The organism is Angustibacter aerolatus (assembly GCF_054776675.1).
Window position 1 is genome coordinate 23220 of the sequence record NZ_BAAHBM010000011.1, and the last position, 17275, is coordinate 40494.

Consider the following 17275-nt stretch of genomic DNA (forward strand, 5'->3'; position numbering starts at 1 on the left):
CACGTGACCGCGCACCCCACGCAGCCGCCCGCGCCGTGGGACGCCGCACCCGCCTGGGCAGCCGTCGCAGCACCTCCTCCGCGCCCCGTCGCTCGGCGGCGACGGCCCTGGACCGTGGTGGCCGCCGTCGTCGGTGCGCTCCTGCTCGTCGTGGCGGCCGCGGTGCTGGCCCCGCGAGCGCTGCGTCCGCACGACACCAGGCCCGTGGTGCTGCCCGACGTGCTGGCGGGGTACCCGGTGATCTCGGGTGCCGGCGACTTCAGCGCCGAGCGCGGGCCCACCAGCTGGCGCGAGGCGGTGCGGGACGACGCCGGGGGCAACGCGTACGACGGTCGGGCCTACGGGCAGGCGACCCTCCCGATGCGCAGGCTGCACGCGATGGTCGTGCGCACCGACGCCACCGGCGCCTTCGACCTGCACCTGACCGCCGAGCCGATCTCGCACGTCGGCGACGTCAGCTGCACCCAGACGCTCCGCTTCCCCGCGCTCGGGCACCCGGGGACGCCGGGTCCGCCCGCGCTCCATCCCGGCAAGGCGCTGTGCTGGCGCACCTCGGAGCACCTGTCGGTCGTCGTCTTCGCGCTGATCGTGCCGGAGGGCGACCCGCTGGAACGCGCCGCGACCGCCGTCGACGACCTGTGGGCGCTGCAGCACTGAACCCCCCTGTGGATATCGGGACGAGGCACCGGCGACGGGCTGGCAGAATCGTCCGCATGACCAGCCCGCGCGTGCCCGACAAGCCGACCCTCGAGGGACTCGAGGACCGGTGGGTCGGGGTATGGCGCGACCAGGGCACCTACGTCTTCGACCGCACGGCCGAGCGGGCGCAGGTGTTCTCCATCGACACCCCGCCGCCGACGGTGAGCGGCAGCCTGCACGTCGGGCACGTGTTCTCGTACACGCACACCGACCTGGTGGCGCGCTACCAGCGGATGGCCGGCAAGCAGGTCTTCTACCCGATCGGGTGGGACGACAACGGTCTGCCGACCGAGCGCCGCGTGCAGAACTACTTCGGTGTGCGCTGCGACCCGTCGCTCCCGTACGACCCCGACTTCGAGCCGCCGGCCAAGCCCGACCCGAAGCGCCAGGTGGCGGTCAGCCGCCCCAACTTCGTCGAGCTGTGCACCCGGCTGACCCAGGAGGACGAGCAGGCGTTCGAGGCGCTGCTGCGCCAGCTGGGGCTGAGCGTCGACTGGTCGACCAAGTACGAGACGATCAGCGACGACTCGCGGGCGGTCGCGCAGAAGGCGTTCCTGCGCAACCTGTCGCGGGGCGAGGCCTACCAGAGCGAGGCGCCCAGCCTGTGGGACGTCACGTTCCAGACGGCGGTGGCGCAGGCCGAGCTCGAGGCGCGCGAGTACCCGGGCTTCTACCACCGGGTCGCGTTCCACGGCGCCGACGGTCCGGTGCACATCGAGACCACCCGCCCCGAGCTGATCCCGGCCTGCGTCGCGCTGATCGCCCACCCGGACGACGAGCGCTACGAGCCGCTGTTCGGCACCACCGTCACCTCGCCGCTGTTCGGGGTCGAGGTGCCGGTGCTCCCCCACCCCGGCGCCGAGATGGACAAGGGCGCCGGCATCGCCATGTGCTGCACCTTCGGCGACCTCACCGACGTGCAGTGGTGGCGCGAGCTGCAGCTGCCGACGCGGGCCGTGGTCGGCCGCGACGGGCGGATCCTGCGCGACGTCCCCGAGTGGCTGCCGACCGACGCCGGCCGCGCGCTGTACGCCGACGAGCTGGCCGGGAAGACGACGTTCAGCGCGCGCGAGGCCGTGGTGGCCGCGCTGCGCACCACCGGCGACCTCGACGGCGAGCCGACGGCCACGCAGCGCATGGCCAACTTCTTCGAGAAGGGCGACAAGCCGCTCGAGATCGTCACCAGCCGCCAGTGGTACATCCGCAACGGCGGCCGCGACGACGCCCTGAAGCAGACGTTCCTCGAGCGTGGCCACGAGCTCGGCTGGACGCCGGAGTTCATGGGTCACCGCTACGAGAACTGGGTCGGCGGGCTGAACGGCGACTGGCTGATCAGCCGGCAGCGGTTCTTCGGCGTGCCGTTCCCCGTCTGGTACCGGCTCGACGACGCCGGCGAGATCGTCCACGACCGGCCGATCGTCGCCGACGAGGCGTCGCTGCCGGTCGACCCGTCCTCCGACCCTGCGCCGGGGTTCACCGCCGACCAGCGCGGCGTGCCCGGCGGCTTCGTGGGCGACCCGGACGTGATGGACACCTGGGCCACCTCGTCGCTGACGCCGCACATCGCCTGCGGCTGGGAGCGCGACCCCGACCTGTTCGCGCGCACCTTCCCGATGGACCTGAACACCCACGCCCACGAGATCATCCGCACCTGGCTGTTCTCCCGCGTGGTGCGTGCGCACTACGAGAACGGCTCGCTGCCGTGGAAGCGCTCGATGATCAGCGGCTTCGTCGTCGACCCCGACCGCAAGAAGATGAGCAAGTCCAAGGGCAACGCCGTCGTGCCCACCGAGATCCTCGACCGGTTCGGCACCGACGCCGTGCGCTGGCGGGCGGCGATGGCGCGCCCGGGCATGGACTCGCCGTTCGACGAGAGCCAGATGAAGGTCGGCCGCCGGCTCGCGATCAAGGTGCTCAACGCGAGCAAGTTCGTGCTGAACATCGCCGGTGACGACGCGCTGACCGCCGAGACCGCCCAGGTCACCGAAGAGCTCGACCGCTCGATGCTGACGGCGCTCGCCGAGACGGTGGCCGAGGCGACCGCCGCGTTCGAGGCCTTCGACTACACCCGGGCGCTCGAGGTCTCGGAGCGGTTCTTCTGGACGTTCTGCGACGACTACGTCGAGCTGGTCAAGGAACGCGGCTATGGCGAGGGGCCCGGTGCCGCGTCGGCCAAGGCCGCCCTGTCGGTCGCGCTGTCGGTGCAGCTGCGGCTCTTCGCGCCCTTCATGCCGTTCGCGACCGAGGAGGCCTGGTCGTGGTGGCAGGCCGGGTCGGTGCACCGCGCCGCCTGGCCGGCCGCCGCCGAGGTGAACGTGGGCGGTGACCCGCTGGTGCTGCCCGCCGTCGGGCAGGCGCTGGCCGGGCTGCGCGGGGTGAAGTCGACCGCGAAGGTGTCGCAACGCACCGAGGTGCTGCGGGCCGTCGTCACCGCCCCGGCCGAGCAGGCCGGGCTGCTGCAGGCCGGCCTGGCCGACCTGCGCGCCGCCGGCCGGGTGCGCGACCTCGAGGTGGTCACCGGCGGCGACGTCGTCACCGTCACGGAGAGCGAGCTGGCGGCCGAGCAGGTGACCAGCTAGCGGGCGCGTCCGCCTCAAGCAGACCCCCTCTGCTGCCGATCCGGGTGTGGTCGGCGTCGCTCCGTCACGTCGGCGTCTGCTGACGCGCCCGGAGGTCCGACCATGAACGGCATCGCGCTCTGGCTGACCGTGGCGTTCGCGGTCTGCAGCGCCCTGGCGGCGGCGGCGCTCGTCGTGCTGCTCGTCGCCCGCGACCGCGAGCGGCACCGCATGGCTCGCCGCGACCCGCTGACCCAGCTGGGCAACCGCACGATGCTGGCCGAGGAGGCCGAGCGGGTGCTCGGTGGCATCGCCGACATGGACGGGGACGGCAGCCACGGTCCCGCCCTGCTGCTGGTCGACCTCGACGGCTTCAAGGACGTCAACGACACGCTGGGGCACGCCGCCGGCGACGAGGTGCTGGTCGAGGTCGCGCAGCAGCTGGTGGCGGCGGCCGGGCCCGACGCGCTGGTCACCCGCCTCGGCGGCGACGAGTTCGCGGTGCTCATCGCCGGGCCGGTCAGCGCCGGAGGTGCCGTGGTGCGGGCGAAGCGGATCCTGGGCGGCCTGACGCTGCGCGAGTTCCGCGCCCGCGGGGTGAGCCTCGACGTGCGGGCCAGCATCGGCGTCACGGTGGCGCCCAGCGACGGACGCACCCTGAGCGACCTGCTGCAGCACGCCGACGTCGCGATGTACCAGGCCAAGCGCGCGCGGTCGGGCGTCACGCGCTACGACGCCGCGAACGACGAGCACTCCCCCGACCGCCTCGAGACGCTGTCGCACCTGCGCGAGGCGATGCTCGAGGACCAGCTGCACGTGCGCTACCAGCCGGTGATCGCCGCCGGGTCGCACGGCCTGACCGGCTTCGAGGCGCTGCTGCGCTGGCACCACCCCGAGCGCGGGCTGCTGCTGCCGGCCGAGTTCATCCCGATCGCCGAGCGCACCAGCCTGATCCACGCCCTGACCCGCTGGGTGCTGCTGACCGCCGTGCGCGACGCGAGCCGCTGGCGCCAGGCCGGCCTGGAGGCGTCGATCGCGGTGAACATCAGCCCGGTGTCGCTCGAGCACGGTCTGCTCGGCATCGTCGAGGAGGTGCTGGCCCTGCACCGCTGGCCCGCCTCGCAGCTGGTGCTCGAGGTGACCGAGAGCGCCGTCACCGAGAACCCCGAGCAGGCGCGCGCCGTGGTCGGCGCGCTGCGCGCCCGCGGCATCCAGGTCGCGGTCGACGACTTCGGCGCCGGGTTCACCAGCCTGAGCCAGCTGCGCGGCCTGCCGGTGCACCAGCTGAAGATCGACCGGCAGTTCATCACCGCGCTCGACCGCTCACCGGACGACGACGCCGTGGTCACCGCCATCATCGACCTGGGCCACCGGCTCGGGCTCACCATCGTGGCCGAGGGCGTGGAGTCGCTCGCGGCGGCCGAGCGCCTGCACGAGCTGCGCTGCGACGACCTGCAGGGCTTCTGGTTCGCGAAGCCGATGGTCGCCGACGAGGTGCTGTCCTGGGCCAGCGAGCACGCGGCGAACGCACGGGCCACGGCGCCCGCCCCCGCCGTCGGCCACGCCTGACCGCAGGACCTCCCCGCAGGGGGCACGACCGCGGGGCCCCGCCGCATCGCCCGGCCGCAGGCGTCCGGCGGACGGTCTGGGGCTAGGCCGACTTCTCGCGCGGTGCGCGCTTGCGGGGCTCGGGGGCGTCGCGCCGCACGATCGTCGGGTTGACGTTGTCGAGCACGACCTCGCGGGTGACCACCACGCGGGCGATCTCGTCGTCGCTGGGCACGTCGAACATCACCGGGAGCAGCACCTCCTCGATGATCGCGCGCAGCCCGCGGGCACCGGTGCCGCGCAGGATGGCCTGCTCGGCCACCGCCTCCAGCGCGTCGTCGGTGAACTCGAGCTCGACGCCGTCGATCTCGAACATCCGCTTGTACTGCTTCACCAGCGCGTTGCGCGGCTTGGTGAGGATGTTGACCAGGGCGTCGCGGTCGAGGTTGGCCACGGTCGTGATGACCGGCAGGCGGCCGATGAACTCGGGGATCAGCCCGAACTTCATGAGGTCCTCGGGCATGACGTCGCCGTAGGTGTCGCCCTGCAGGTCGACCGAGCTGTGCAGCTGCGCACCGAAGCCGAGGCCCTTCTTGCCGGCCCGCTGCTCGATGAGCTTCTCCAGCCCGGCGAACGCGCCGCCCACGATGAACAGCACGTTCGTCGTGTCGATCTGGATGAACTCCTGGTGCGGGTGCTTGCGGCCACCCTGCGGGGGCACGCTGGCCGTGGTGCCCTCGAGGATCTTCAGCAGCGCCTGCTGCACGCCCTCGCCGCTGACGTCGCGGGTGATCGACGGGTTCTCGCTCTTGCGGGCGATCTTGTCGACCTCGTCGATGTAGATGATGCCCGTCTCGGCCTTCTTGACGTCGTAGTCAGCGGCCTGGATGAGCTTCAGCAGGATGTTCTCGACGTCCTCGCCCACGTAGCCGGCCTCGGTGAGGGCGGTGGCGTCGGCGATGGCGAACGGCACGTTGAGCATGCGCGCGAGGGTCTGCGCCAGGTACGTCTTGCCGCAGCCCGTCGGGCCGATCAGCAGGATGTTCGACTTGGCGATGTCGATGGACTCCTCACCCTTGCGGGTGGGCTCCTCGGCCTGGATGCGCTTGTAGTGGTTGTAGACGGCCACCGCGAGCGACTTCTTCGCCGGCTCCTGGCCGACGACGTACTGCTCGAGGAAGTCGAAGATCTCGCGCGGCTTGGGCAGCTCGTCGAGACCGAGGTCGCTGGTCTCGGCCAGCTCCTCCTCGATGATCTCGTTGCAGAGGTCGATGCACTCGTCGCAGATGTACACGCCTGGCCCGGCGATGAGCTTCTTGACCTGCTTCTGGCTCTTGCCGCAGAACGAGCACTTCAGCAGATCACCACCGTCGCCGATGCGCGCCACCTGTCGGACCTCCCTCGACGTCTCGCCCGGTCGACCCGCTGTCGGGTGCCGGACTGGTCACGAGACCGTACCCCGGCCCGCGACGCTCCTGACTCATTGAAACCCGGTGTCGGCGGGCGGGACCAGAGGTTCCGCCGAGAGCGGACGCCGGTCGCGTCGCCGCCGCACCAGGGGTGAGCGGCCCGGCCCCGGACGCACCGGGGCCGGGCCGCGGACGCTCAGTCCTCGGTCGAGGCCTTGCGGCTGGCGAGCACCTCGTCGATCAGGCCGTACTCCTTGGCCTGCTCGGCGGTGAGGATCTTGTCGCGCTCGATGTCGACGCGGACCTGCTCGGCGGTGCGGCCGCTGTGCGAGGCCAGCGTCTCCTCCAGCCAGGTGCGCATGCGCAGCACCTCGTTGGCCTGGATCTCGAGGTCGCTGGCCATGCCGCCCGCGCCCTCCATCGCCGGCTGGTGGATCATGATGCGCGCGTTCGGCAGGGCGTAGCGCTTGCCCGGCGCACCGGCGCCCAGCAGCACGGCGGCCGCGGAGGCGGCCTGCCCGAGGCAGTACGTCTGGATGTCGGGACGCACGTACTGCATCGTGTCGTAGATCGCCGTGAGCGCCGTGAACGAGCCGCCGGGCGAGTTGATGTACATCAGGATGTCGCGGTCGGGGTCCTGCGACTCGAGCACGATGAGCTGCGCGATGACGTCGTCCGCGGACGCGTCGTCGACCTGCACGCCGAGGAAGATGATGCGGTCCTCGAACAGCTTCGTGTAGGGGTCGAGTCGCTTCATCCCGTAGGACGTGCGCTCCTCGAACTGGGGCAGGATGTACCGGCTGGAGGGGGCGGGCACGTGCAGGCCGCCGGCCCGGCCGTAGGGGGTGGGGACGCTCATCGCGCGGTGCTCCAAGTCGGTCGTGGGGTCGTGGTGGTCGAGGGCGCGGTCACTCGGTGCCGCCGCCCTGGGCCTGCGCCGCGCTGGCGACCACGTGGTCGACGAAGCCGTACTCCCGGGCCTCGTCCGCACCGAACCAGCGGTCGCGGTCGGAGTCCTTGGTGATCTGCTCGACGCTCTGGTGGGTGTGCTGCGCGATCAGCTCGGCCATCTGCTGCTTGATGTACAGCATCTGCTCGGCCTGGATGCGGATGTCGGACGCGGTGCCGCCGATGCCGCCGGACGGCTGGTGCATCATGATGCGCGCGTGCGGCAGGGCGTAGCGCTTGCCGGGCGTGCCCGCCGAGAGCAGGAACTGGCCCATCGACGCGGCCAGGCCCATCGCCACCGTCGCGACGTCCGGCTTCACGAACTGCATGGTGTCGAAGATCGCCATGCCGGCCGAGACCGAGCCGCCGGGCGAGTTGATGTAGAGCCAGATGTCCTTCTCGGGGTCCTCGGCGGCGAGCAGCAGCAGCTGGGCGCAGATCGCGTTCGCGTTGTCGTCGCGCACGTCGGAGCCGAGGAAGATGATGCGCTCCTTCAGCAGGCGGTTGTAGATGCTGTCGTCCAGCCCGACGCCCTGCTGCGGGCCCCGTGCCTCGACGGTGTTCTCGCTCACGCTGTCTCCCGTGGTGTGCTGACGTGCTTGCCTGTCACGGACCCTAACGTCCACCCCCGACGCCCCACTCCCCCGGACGGCCCGTGTTCGCCACGGGCGGAGGGACGACGAAGGGCCCGCCGCAGCGTGTGCTGCGACGGGCCCTCGACGTGCGGGGGACGGTCAGGCCCGGGCGGGCTCGCCGTCCGCGTCGTCCTCGGCCGGCTCGGTCTGGTCGGTCTCGTCGGCGTCGACGACCTCGACCTCCTCGAGCTGGTCGGCGATCGACGGCTCCTCGGGGCGCAGGGCCTCGAGGTCGACGACGTTGCCGCTGGCGTCGGTGACGGTGGCCTGCTCGAGCACGACCGCGAGCGCCTTGCGACGAGCCACCTCGGCGACCATGCCCTGCACCTGGCCGGCCTCGTCGACGGCCTTGGCGAAGGCGTCGGGCGACATGCCGTACTGCTGGGCGTTCATCACCAGGTACTCGACGAGCTCGGGCTGGGTGACCTGCACCTGCTCCTGCTCGACGATCGCGTCGAGCAGCAGCTGCGCCTGGATGGCCTTGGTCGCGCTCTCGGTGACCTCGGCGCGGTGCTCGTCGTCCTCGAGCCGGTTCTCACCCTCGAGGTGCTGGTGCACCTCGGCCTCGACGAGCGACTGGGGCACCGGGATGGCGAGGGTGTCGAGCAGCTGGTCGAGCACCTTGTCGCGCGCCTGCACGCCCTGCTGCAGCCGCTTGGTGCGCTCGGCCTTCTGGCGCAGGTCGGCCTGCAGCTCGTCGAGGGTGTCGAACTCGCTGGCGAGCTGGGCGAAGTCGTCGTCGAGCTCGGGCAGCTCGCGCTCCTTCACCGACTGCACGGTGACGGTGACGTCGGCCGACTGGCCCTCGCGGTCGCCGCCGGCGAGCGGGGCCTGGAAGTGCTTGGTCTCGTCCTTCGACATGCCGACGAGGGCGTCGTCGAGGCCCTCCAGCATGTTGCGGGTGCCGATCTCGTAGGAGACGCCGGTGACGGAGTCGATCTCCTCGCCGTCGATCTCGGCCGACAGGTCGATGGAGACGAAGTCGCCCTCGACGGCCGCGCGGTCGACGCCCACCAGGGTGCCGAAGCGCTGGCGCAGCGCGGTGACCTCGGCCTCGACGTCGTCGTCGCCGACCTCGACGTCGTCGACCGTCACGGCCAGGCCGCCGAGGTCGGGCAGCGTGATCTCGGGGCGCACGTCGATCTCGACGCTGAACTTCAGGTCGCCGCCGTCCTGCGGGTCGGGGGCCTGGGTGACCTCGACCTCGGGCCGGCCGAGCGGGCGCAGGTCTGCCTGCTCGACGGCCTGGCCGTAGAACTTCGGCAGCGCGTCGTTCACCGCCTCCTCGAGCACGGCGCCGCGGCCGACCCGCTGGTCGATGATGCGCGCGGGCACCTTGCCGCGGCGGAAGCCGGGCACCTGCACCTGGGCGGCGATGGTCTTGTAGGCCGCGTCGACGCTGGGCTGCAGCTCGTCGAAGGGCACCTCGACCGTGAGCTTCACGCGCGTGGGGTTCAGGGTCTCGACGTCGCTCTTCACTGCGGGGTTCTCCAACGGGATCGGGGGTCGGGCAGACGGACCGCCTGCCGACGACCCCCCATGCTATCCGCGCCTGCGCCCAGGCCCCAATCGCGCGCGCGGCGCCTACCCTCGCGAGCGTGACGACGCACTGGACGCTCGGCTGCGACGCGGCCGACCCGCACCGGCTCGCGGCGTTCTGGGCGCTCGCGCTCGGGTACGTCGCCGAGCCCGGCTACGACGACCCCGACGGCGCCTCGGTCGTCGACCCCGCCGGTCGGCTGCCCGCGATCGGCTTCCTGCGCGTGCCGGAGGGCAAGACCGCGAAGAACCGGGTGCACGTCGACGTGCGCGTCGCCCCCGGCCGCCCGGACGACCAACGGGTGCCGCTGGTGCGGGCGAAGGTCGCCGAGCTGCTGGACGCCGGTGCGACGCAGGTGCGCGAGGAGCACTACGCCCCCGGCGTCCTCGGCCACGTCGTGATGCTCGACCCCGAGGGCAACGAGTTCTGCGTGGCCTGACACCAGAGCGCCGTGCTGGTCGGGGTACCCGGATTCGAACCGGGGGCCTTCCGCTCCCAAAGCGGACGCGCTACCAAGCTGCGCCACACCCCGTCGGTCGAAGGGTAGTGGACGGCGGGGTGCGCCCGCCGCCGCGTTCGACGGGCTCAGCCGACGCCGACGGGCAGCGGGGCCTCGGCGGCGCGACGGCGGGTGCGGGCGGCGAGGGTGCCGGTGAGCACGGCGATGGCCAGGCCGACGAGGGCGATGCCGGCGGAGGCGAGGTTGATGCGGGCGTAGCTCTCGCGCGAGGCGGCACCCGCGGTGATGACCGCTCCCCCGATCGCGGCGCCGATCGAGTTGGCGATGTTGAACGCCGAGTGCATCGAGGCGGCGGCCAGGTTGGGGGCGCCGCCGGCCAGGCCGACCAGCCGCGACTGCACCGACGGGATCATCATCATCGCCGCGAAGGGGAACAGCAGCACGGTGATCGCGGCGGTCACCTGGTTGCGGGCGGTGAGGAAGAACAGCGCGGCCACGACGGCCTCCGCACCGAGCGCGAGGTAGATCGCCTGCATCATCGAGCGGTCGGCCAGGCGGGCCCCGACGACGTTGCCCGCGGTCATGCCGATGCCGAACAGCACGAGCAGCGGCGTCACGGCCGACTCGGAGAACCCGGCCACCTTCGTCATCATCGGCGCGATGTAGCTGAAGGTGGCGAACATGGCGCCGCCGCCGATGATCGCCATCGCGAGGGTGAGCCAGACCTGCGAGCTGCGGAAGGCACCGAGCTCGCGGGCCAGCGAGGGCCGCTCGGCCGCGTGCTCGGGGCGCTCGCGGGGGACGACGGCGAGGATCGCCAGCGCGGCCAGCACCTCGAGCACGGCCACCAGCCCGAACACCCACCGCCAGCTGGTCTGCTGTCCCATGAAGGTGGTGAGCGGCACGCCGACGACGTTCGCGAGGGTCAGCCCGCCGAAGACCACCGCCATCGCCCGGCTGCGTCGCGCCTCGGGCACCAGGTGCGAAGCCATCACGGCGGCGACGCCGAAGTAGGCGCCGTGCGGCAGCCCGGCGACGAAGCGCAGCACGAGCAGCGACGTGTAGTCGGGCGCGATCGCCGAGCCCACGTTGCCGAGGGCCAGCGCGAGCGCCAGCGCGATGATGAGCCCCTTGCGGGGCAGCCGGACGGCGGCGGCGGTGAGCAGCGGCGCGCCGACCACGACCCCGAGCGCGTACGCCGAGACGAAGTGCCCGGCCCGCGGGATCGAGACGCCCACCCCGTCGGCCATCTGCGGCAGCAGGCCGAGCGCGACGAACTCGCCGGTCGCCAGCCCGAAGGCGCCGAACGCCAGCGCGAGCAGCGAGCGCCGCACCGGTCCGACGCGCACCGCGTCCGTGATCGCCACTCGTCGTCCCTCTCGATGCGCCGGGTCGTGCCTGGACCCGTGCCGCACCGCGCGGGGAGCCTGCGGACGACGGCCGGCGGACCCGCTGGTCGGGGGCCGGTACCCTGTCGTCTCGCGCCCCCGCACCTGCTCAGCAGGTGGTGGGGCGCACGCGGGCGTAGCTCAATGGTAGAGCTTCAGTCTTCCAAACTGACTACGCGGGTTCGATTCCCGTCGCCCGCTCCGACCAGCCCTCAGGCGCCTCAGGACGCCCCCATCACCAGGCCCTCGATGGTGTGCTTCTGCACGATCGGCTCGAGGCGGTCGACGACGGGGCAGCGCAGGTGGTCGCGCACCTGCTGCGGCAGCGCGTCCCAGAACCCGTGCGTCACCCGGGGCGAGTGCTCGACGAGCTGCTCGGCGTCGGCCGCGTCCGCACCCAGGACGAGCACCGGGCGGGACAGCTGCGAGTGGTTCTGCGTGCCGCGGTGGATGGTGAGCGCCGAGCGCACCGAGACGTCACCGCGCTGCGGCATCTTGCGCTGCGCGAGCCCCTCGTAGCGGCCGTGGTGCGACTTCGGCGGGAACATGCCGTGGTCGAACTCGGGACTGTCGTCCCACTGGGTGCCGACGGCGATCTCGAACGGGCCCATGTCGGCGGTGGTGTCGACCAGCGTGAGGTTGAAGGCGAGCGACGTCAGCCGGTGCTCGTCGCGGGTCGCGGCCGGCATCGGGAAGTCGCGGTGCCAGGGCTGGTCGACGGCGCCGGGCAGCGGGACGTCGAACCCGACCTCGGCGAAGTGGTAGTCGTCGCCGAGCACGGCCCGGCAGGCGGCGTCGACCCACGGGTGGGTGACCAGCTCGACGAAGCCGCTCAGCTGCTCGGGGTGCAGCTCGACGTACCAGCGGTTCGGTCCGCGACCGACCGCACCGCCCTCGCGGCCGCGCGCGTCGGCGAACGCCACCTCGACGTCGTGCCGCATCGCGTCGACGAACCCGACGTCGAAGGCGCCGCGCAGGGCGGTGATGCCGTCGCCGTACAGGGCGTCGTGGACCGGCCCCGGGTCGGTCGTCGCCTGCTGGTCGGTGGTGCCGTGCGCCACGTCGCGCCTCCTGGGTCTGCCCTGACCGGTCGCGCTCAGTCTGCGGTCGACGACCCCGCCGCGCCGCCCAGGACGGGGTCTGCCTGCACCACGATGCCCAGGGCCTGCTGCAGCACGCGGTCGGTCGAGTCGCCGTCCTCGAGCGAGCCGAACGTGTCGCGGAAGGCGGCGTACCGGCCGGCGAACCGCTCCTGCACGGCGTCGAGGTCGCGCAGCGCGTCGAGCACCTGGTCGGTCTCGGTCAGCAGCGGGCCGGGCAGCCCGGGCAGCGGGTCGAAGTAGAACCCGCGCACGCTGTCGCGGAACCGGTCGAGGTCGGGGGCGAGGTACAGGATCGGCTTGCCGGTGACCGCGAAGTCGAACATGCACGACGAGTAGTCGGTGACCAGGACGTCGGCGGCGAGGTAGAGGTCGGCCACCTCGGGGTACCACGAGACGTCGTAGACGCCGTGCCCGTGCAGCGGCGGCATGCGGTCGGTGACCATGGAGTGCAGCCGGGGCAGCAGCATCCAGTCCTCGCCCAGCACCTCGGCGAAGCGCTCGGTGTCGAGCGGCAGCCGCACCTGGGGCTTCGAGGCGTCGAAGTAGACGTCGTCGCGCCAGGTCGGCGCGTAGAGCACGGCGCGCACGCCGTCCGGCACGCCGAGCTCGGCACGGATCTTGGCGCGGCGCTGACCGTCGTCGCGCACCAGCACGTCGTTGCGCGGGTAGCCGGTCTCGATCATCGGCCCGGCGAAGCGGAACGCGCCCTGCAGCCGCGGGGTGCTGGCGGCGTTCGGCGAGACCATGACGTCCCACCGGGCGACGTCGCGGTCGAGCCGCGCCAGCCGGCCCTCGGGGGCCCAGAGCACGTCGTGGTGCACGCGCTTGAGCGGGGTGCCGTGCCAGGTCTGCAGGTACGTCGCGCCCTCGCGCTTGCGCCACTCGACCTCGGTGTGCGTGTTCGCGACCAGCACGTCGGCGGCCTCGAGGGCCTGCACGGCGGCGTCGTCGCCGATGCGCACCGTGGTGACGGTGTCGGGGAACGTGTGCTCGTGGGCGGGGTCGGCGAGCCACACGTGCTCGTGCTCGCTGCCCTGCTGCAGGAGTCGTTCGTGGACGGCACGCGGGTTGTCGCAGTACCGGCCGGCGAACGACTGGTAGACGAATCGCATGGTGGCTCCCCTCGAGGTGTCGGACGCCGAACAGGGCACGGTCCCGACCCTCCAGCCGTCCCCAGTCTAGCCGATCCGGCAGATCCGGCAGTCAGGGTCGAGGGTCGGTCCGGTGCCAGGAGCGCCGGTCGCGACCGGTGGCGGCCGCGCAGCGCGGACGGACCCAGCCCACCCGGTCGGCGTCGCGGCCGGTCGAGGGCTGCACGTCCGCCCAGGTCACGTGCGGGAAGCGCAGCAGCCGGGACCGGCTGAGCGCCATCCCGCAGACGGTCTGGTTCTGGCCCGGCAGCCACGCGTGCACCTCCCCAGCCGGCATCCGGACGCCGTCCGGGTCGGTCCAGCGGTCGCCCGCCGCGACGGCGGTGGTCCGCGGCAGGCTCATCGTCGGTCTCCCCGGTCGGCGCGTGCTCCTGACCCGCGCGCTGCCCCGCGACGCGCACGGCATGCACCGCTTCTCCGGCAAAACGGGACGAACGCCCACCCGCCGGGCACCGCGCGTCGCCGGCTGCGCACAGATCGTTGACCCTCGACGAGCGACAGGAGTACGCCTGGAGGTCGAGCCCGGGGAGGCCGACATGAAGATCGCCAGACGACCGGACGACGAGGCCGGCCGGCTCAGGGAGCTGGAGCAGGCGTGGGTCGCGCAGGTGCCGAGCATGGCCACCGCCAAGGCCGCCGACCGGTACCGCAGCCCTCGCGAGCGCGCCGTCGCGGCGTGCACCACGGTCGCGCCGCCGCCGGTGCCGCCGTCCGAGCCGCCCGTGCTGACCAGCCTGGTGCAGCCCCTGCCCGTCGCCGGCACCGAGCGCATCGGGGTCTGCTGCAGCGGCGGCGGCATCCGCTCGGCGTCGTTCAACCTCGGGGCGCTGCAGGCGCTGCAGGACGAGGGGGTGCTCGACGACGCGGAGTACCTGTCGGCGGTGAGCGGCGGCTCGTACATCGCGGCGGCCTGGACGATGGTCGGCCGCACCGGGCACCCGGACGACAGCGACGCCGACCTGCTGCGCGAGCAGCCGCCGTTCGCGCCGCGCTCCCCCGAGGAGCGCTACCTGCGCAACCGGTCGAGCTACCTCGCGCCGGGCCTGGTGGGCAAGGTCGCGCTGGTCTGGCGGATGCTGCTCGGTCTGGTCGTGAACCTCGTCAGCATCGGGCTGGTCGTGGTGCCGGTCGGGGTGGTGGTCGGCCTCTTCTACCGCTCGGCGCTGCCGGTGCTGCACACCGACGCCGCCGGCGTCGAGCTGTCGGACGTCGTGCGCACCTGGTCGTGGGCCGTGCCAGCGGCGCTGGCGGTCTTCGGGGTGCTGGTCGGGGCGCTCGGCATCACCCTGAGCGTGAAGCTCGATGCCGTGCAACGGTTCTGCGCACGCTGGTCGGTGCGGCTGGTGCTGACCGCGGTGGCGGCGGCCGTCGTCTGCCTGGGCTTCCCCGCGCTGCTGGCCGTGCTGGTGCGCACCGGCGCCGACGCGGTGACCGAGGTGCCCGCCTCGGGCCTCGTCGGCGGCGCCGTCGCGCCCGCCGTGGTCTCGCAGGCCAGCGCCGTCACGGCGGCCGTCGGCGGCGGCAGCGCGATCACCGTCGCCGTCGCCGTGCTGCTGCAGCTTCGGGCACGGCTGACCGAGCCCGACCACGTGCTGCAGACGGCGGGCACGCTGCGCACTTACTGGCAGAAGGCGTCCAGCGGCGTCCGGCGCGCGTTCGTGTTCGTGGCCGCGACGGTCGCCGGACCGCTGCTGCTCGGCGCCGGCCTCGTGCTGGCCATGTACCTGACCGTCCGCTCGCCGTCCGCCCCGCGCGGCGTCGCGCTCGTGGCAGCCGGCGCGCTCGCCGTCTACGCGCTCGTGTACTTCTTCGGCGACCTGACGTCGTGGTCGATGCACCCGTTCTACCGGCGGCGGCTCTGCTCGGCCTTCGCCCTGAAGCGGGTGCGGTCCGACCCCGCCGACCCCGCCTCCCCCCCGACGGCGACCGAGCGCGACTACGGCCTGCCCGTGCGGCTGTCGCAGATGGGGCGGGCGCGCGGGCCGCGGCTCGTCGTCTGCGCGGCGGCGAACATCTCCAGCAAAGGCGACACCGCACCCGGCCGCGGCGTCACGAGCTTCACCTTCGAGCAGGAGCAGCTCGGCGGACCGCTCGTCGGGTACGTCGGCACCGAGCTGTTCGAGGAGGTGGCCGCCAGCCGGGTGCACGACTTCACGCTGCCGGCCGCGGTCGCGATGTCGGGCGCCGCGGTGTCGCCGTCGATGGGCAAGATGACGCGCCGGCACCTGACGTTCCTGCTGGCGCTGGCCAACGTGCGCCTCGGCGTGTGGGTGCCGAACCCGCGCTGGGCGGGGCGGTGGTCGACCACGAGCAGCGCCCGGCTGCGGCCGCGGCCGTCGCAGCTGTGGCGCGAGCTGCTCGGCATGAACGCGCTGAACGGCAAGTTCCTCTTCGTCAGCGACGGCGGGCACTACGAGAACCTCGGCCTGGTCGAGCTGCTGCGGCGCGGCTGCACCGAGGTGTTCTGCTTCGACGCCAGCGGCGGCTCGCCCGAGGCGATGGACTCGCTCGGCGACGCCATCGCGCTGGCCCGCACCGAGCTGGGCGTGGAGATCTCCGTCGACCCGCGCCCGCTTACGCCGGACGCCGAGACCGGGCTGGCCCAGCACGACGTCGTCACCGGGTCGATCACCTACCCCGACGAGGGACGGGGGGTGCGGCACGGCCGGCTGTTCTACGCCCGCACCGTGCTCACCGACCAGGTGCCCTGGGACCTGCGCTCCATCAAGCACAGCGACCCGCGGTTCCCCAACCACTCGACCGCCGACCAGCTCTACACCGACCAGCGCTTCGAGGCGTACCGCGAGCTGGGGTGGTGCGCCGGCCGGCGGGCCGCGGCCCTGCAGACGGCAGCCCGGCAGGCGGCGGCTCCGCAGGTGGCGGTGCCGCAGGCCGCACCGGTGGTCGCCGGCGGGGCGGCGCTCGACGGCGTCCCGCAGCAGGTGGTCGACCTCGACGGGGCCGCGGCCGAGGCCGACGTCCTGGACGGTGCGGCGCGGCCCGTCGACGCCTGAGGCCGGCAGCCGGGGTGCAGCAGGTGGCGGCGGCACCGTCCGAGGGGCGTGCACGACACCCGAACGGTGCGGCAGCCGACTTCACGTGGCTCGCGGCGGCGGCCGGTGGGAGCGTGGCGGCCATGACGACGCAGGCGAGGTCCGAGCGGCCGGATCGGCCGGAGCGGCCCGGCGCCCAGGAGTGGGTGCCCCCGCGCGCCGACGTCGACGCGCTGAAGGCCGCCGCACCGGGGTGCCGCGGCTGCGAGCTCTGGGAGCCGGCGACCCAGGTGGTGTTCTCGGCGGGCAACCCGGAGGCGCGGATCGTGCTGGTCGGCGAGCAGCCGGGCGACGTCGAGGACCAGCGGGGCATCCCGTTCGTCGGGCCGGCCGGGCAGCTGCTGCAGCGGGCGCTCGACGACGCGGGCATCGAGCGCCGCGACGTGTACGTGACGAACGCGGTGAAGCACTTCAGGTTCACCCAGAGCGGCAAGCGACGCATCCACCAGACGCCGGACGTCGGCCACGTGACCGCCTGCCGGCCGTGGGTCGAGGCCGAGCTGACCGCCGTGCGGCCCGAGCTGGTCGTGGTGCTCGGCGCCACCGCCGCCCGCTCGGTCATCGGCCCGGGTGTGAAGGTGACGCAGGACCGCGGCCGGGTCGTCGAGCGCGAGCTGGCCGGCGTGCCGGTGCGGATGATGCCGACCGTCCACCCGTCGTCGGTGCTGCGGGCCGACGCCGAGCACCGGCAGGAGGCGTACGACGCCCTCGTGGCCGACCTGCGGGTGGCCGCGGGCCTGCTCGCCTAGGGACGACCGCACGACAGGACGCCGCAGGCGGTCC

14 protein-coding genes and 2 tRNA genes are annotated in these 17275 nt (G+C 73.0%); 7 read left to right on the plus strand and 9 right to left on the minus strand.

Translation table 11 applies throughout. The features are described 5' to 3' along the window. Window positions 1-114: 114 nt before the first annotated feature. From ACYVI6_RS04620 to ACYVI6_RS04630, 3 genes are all read left to right on the plus strand, one after another. On the plus strand, window positions 115-657 hold the full coding sequence (locus ACYVI6_RS04620) for a hypothetical protein (protein ID WP_460445242.1): 543 nt from the start codon (window positions 115-117) through the stop codon (window positions 655-657). A 56-nt stretch (window positions 658-713) separates the two neighbouring features. Then, on the plus strand, window positions 714-3278 hold the full coding sequence (valS, locus tag ACYVI6_RS04625; RefSeq protein WP_460445243.1) for a valine--tRNA ligase: 2565 nt from the start codon (window positions 714-716) through the stop codon (window positions 3276-3278). Window positions 3279-3380: 102 nt separating this feature from the next. After that, on the plus strand, window positions 3381-4826 hold the full coding sequence (locus ACYVI6_RS04630) for a putative bifunctional diguanylate cyclase/phosphodiesterase (protein ID WP_460445244.1): 1446 nt from the start codon (window positions 3381-3383) through the stop codon (window positions 4824-4826). A gap of 82 nt (window positions 4827-4908) precedes the next feature. Here ACYVI6_RS04630 and clpX read toward each other — a convergent pair whose 3' ends face one another. The 4 genes from clpX to tig all read right to left on the minus strand — a co-directional run bounded on the left by clpX (window position 4909) and on the right by tig (window position 9276). Then, window positions 4909-6192, minus strand: coding sequence for an ATP-dependent Clp protease ATP-binding subunit ClpX (clpX, locus tag ACYVI6_RS04635; RefSeq protein ID WP_460445245.1), 1284 nt, complete (start codon window positions 6190-6192; stop codon window positions 4909-4911). Window positions 6193-6410: 218 nt separating this feature from the next. Next, window positions 6411-7073, minus strand: coding sequence for an ATP-dependent Clp protease proteolytic subunit (locus tag ACYVI6_RS04640; RefSeq protein ID WP_460445246.1), 663 nt, complete (start codon window positions 7071-7073; stop codon window positions 6411-6413). Between the two features lie 49 nt (window positions 7074-7122). Then, window positions 7123-7734, minus strand: coding sequence for an ATP-dependent Clp protease proteolytic subunit (locus ACYVI6_RS04645; protein ID WP_460445247.1), 612 nt, complete (start codon window positions 7732-7734; stop codon window positions 7123-7125). Window positions 7735-7896: 162 nt separating this feature from the next. Continuing rightward, window positions 7897-9276, minus strand: coding sequence for a trigger factor (tig, locus tag ACYVI6_RS04650; RefSeq protein ID WP_460445248.1), 1380 nt, complete (start codon window positions 9274-9276; stop codon window positions 7897-7899). A gap of 119 nt (window positions 9277-9395) precedes the next feature. On the opposite strand from tig, the gene ACYVI6_RS04655 reads away from it, so the two are divergent. Continuing rightward, window positions 9396-9776, plus strand: a complete 381-nt coding sequence (locus ACYVI6_RS04655) for a VOC family protein (RefSeq protein ID WP_460445249.1) — start codon at window positions 9396-9398, stop codon at window positions 9774-9776. Between the two features lie 16 nt (window positions 9777-9792). Here the strand turns inward: ACYVI6_RS04655 and ACYVI6_RS04660 are convergent. Both ACYVI6_RS04660 and ACYVI6_RS04665 read right to left on the minus strand, forming a co-directional pair. Further along, window positions 9793-9869: transfer RNA gene (locus ACYVI6_RS04660), tRNA-Pro, on the minus strand. 53 nt (window positions 9870-9922) lie between these two features. Beyond that, entirely contained in the window at window positions 9923-11164 is a 1242-nt protein-coding gene (locus ACYVI6_RS04665) for an MFS transporter (RefSeq protein ID WP_460445250.1), read from the minus strand. A gap of 151 nt (window positions 11165-11315) precedes the next feature. Between ACYVI6_RS04665 and ACYVI6_RS04670 the strand changes: the two genes are divergently transcribed. Further along, window positions 11316-11386 (plus strand) — tRNA-Gly (locus tag ACYVI6_RS04670). A gap of 20 nt (window positions 11387-11406) precedes the next feature. Here ACYVI6_RS04670 and ACYVI6_RS04675 read toward each other — a convergent pair. The 3 genes from ACYVI6_RS04675 to ACYVI6_RS04685 all read right to left on the minus strand — a co-directional run bounded on the left by ACYVI6_RS04675 (window position 11407) and on the right by ACYVI6_RS04685 (window position 13782). Then, the gene (locus ACYVI6_RS04675) at window positions 11407-12246 is read right to left on the minus strand and encodes a phytanoyl-CoA dioxygenase family protein (protein ID WP_460445251.1); all 840 of its coding nucleotides are present in this window, start codon (window positions 12244-12246) and stop codon (window positions 11407-11409) included. A 35-nt stretch (window positions 12247-12281) separates the two neighbouring features. Then, complete coding sequence (locus tag ACYVI6_RS04680; protein ID WP_460445252.1) at window positions 12282-13400, minus strand: CDP-glycerol glycerophosphotransferase family protein; 1119 nt, start codon at window positions 13398-13400, stop codon at window positions 12282-12284. A gap of 91 nt (window positions 13401-13491) precedes the next feature. Beyond that, complete coding sequence (locus ACYVI6_RS04685) at window positions 13492-13782, minus strand: hypothetical protein (RefSeq protein WP_284287739.1); 291 nt, start codon at window positions 13780-13782, stop codon at window positions 13492-13494. Window positions 13783-13975: 193 nt separating this feature from the next. Here ACYVI6_RS04685 and ACYVI6_RS04690 point away from each other — a divergent pair, with 193 nt between their 5' ends. Together ACYVI6_RS04690 and ACYVI6_RS04695 are read left to right on the plus strand one after the other, a co-directional pair. After that, window positions 13976-16453, plus strand: coding sequence for a patatin-like phospholipase family protein (locus ACYVI6_RS04690; protein WP_460445253.1), 2478 nt, complete (start codon window positions 13976-13978; stop codon window positions 16451-16453). A 23-nt stretch (window positions 16454-16476) separates the two neighbouring features. Then, window positions 16477-17241 carry a UdgX family uracil-DNA binding protein gene (locus ACYVI6_RS04695; protein ID WP_460445274.1) on the plus strand — a complete coding sequence of 255 codons (765 nt, stop codon included), beginning with the start codon at window positions 16477-16479 and terminating at the stop codon, window positions 17239-17241. The last annotated feature ends 34 nt before the right edge of the window (window positions 17242-17275 follow it).

Coding starts and splice junctions, on each gene's coding strand:
- valS (WP_460445243.1), top strand. CDS start 714: ATGACCAGCCCGCGCGTGCCCGACAAGCCGACCCTCGAGGGACTCGAG.
- ACYVI6_RS04630 (WP_460445244.1), top strand. CDS start 3,381: ATGAACGGCATCGCGCTCTGGCTGACCGTGGCGTTCGCGGTCTGCAGC.
- ACYVI6_RS04640 (WP_460445246.1), bottom strand. CDS start 7,073: ATGAGCGTCCCCACCCCCTACGGCCGGGCCGGCGGCCTGCACGTGCCC.
- ACYVI6_RS04680 (WP_460445252.1), bottom strand. CDS start 13,400: ATGCGATTCGTCTACCAGTCGTTCGCCGGCCGGTACTGCGACAACCCG.
- ACYVI6_RS04685 (WP_284287739.1), bottom strand. CDS start 13,782: ATGAGCCTGCCGCGGACCACCGCCGTCGCGGCGGGCGACCGCTGGACC.
- ACYVI6_RS04690 (WP_460445253.1), top strand. CDS start 13,976: ATGAAGATCGCCAGACGACCGGACGACGAGGCCGGCCGGCTCAGGGAG.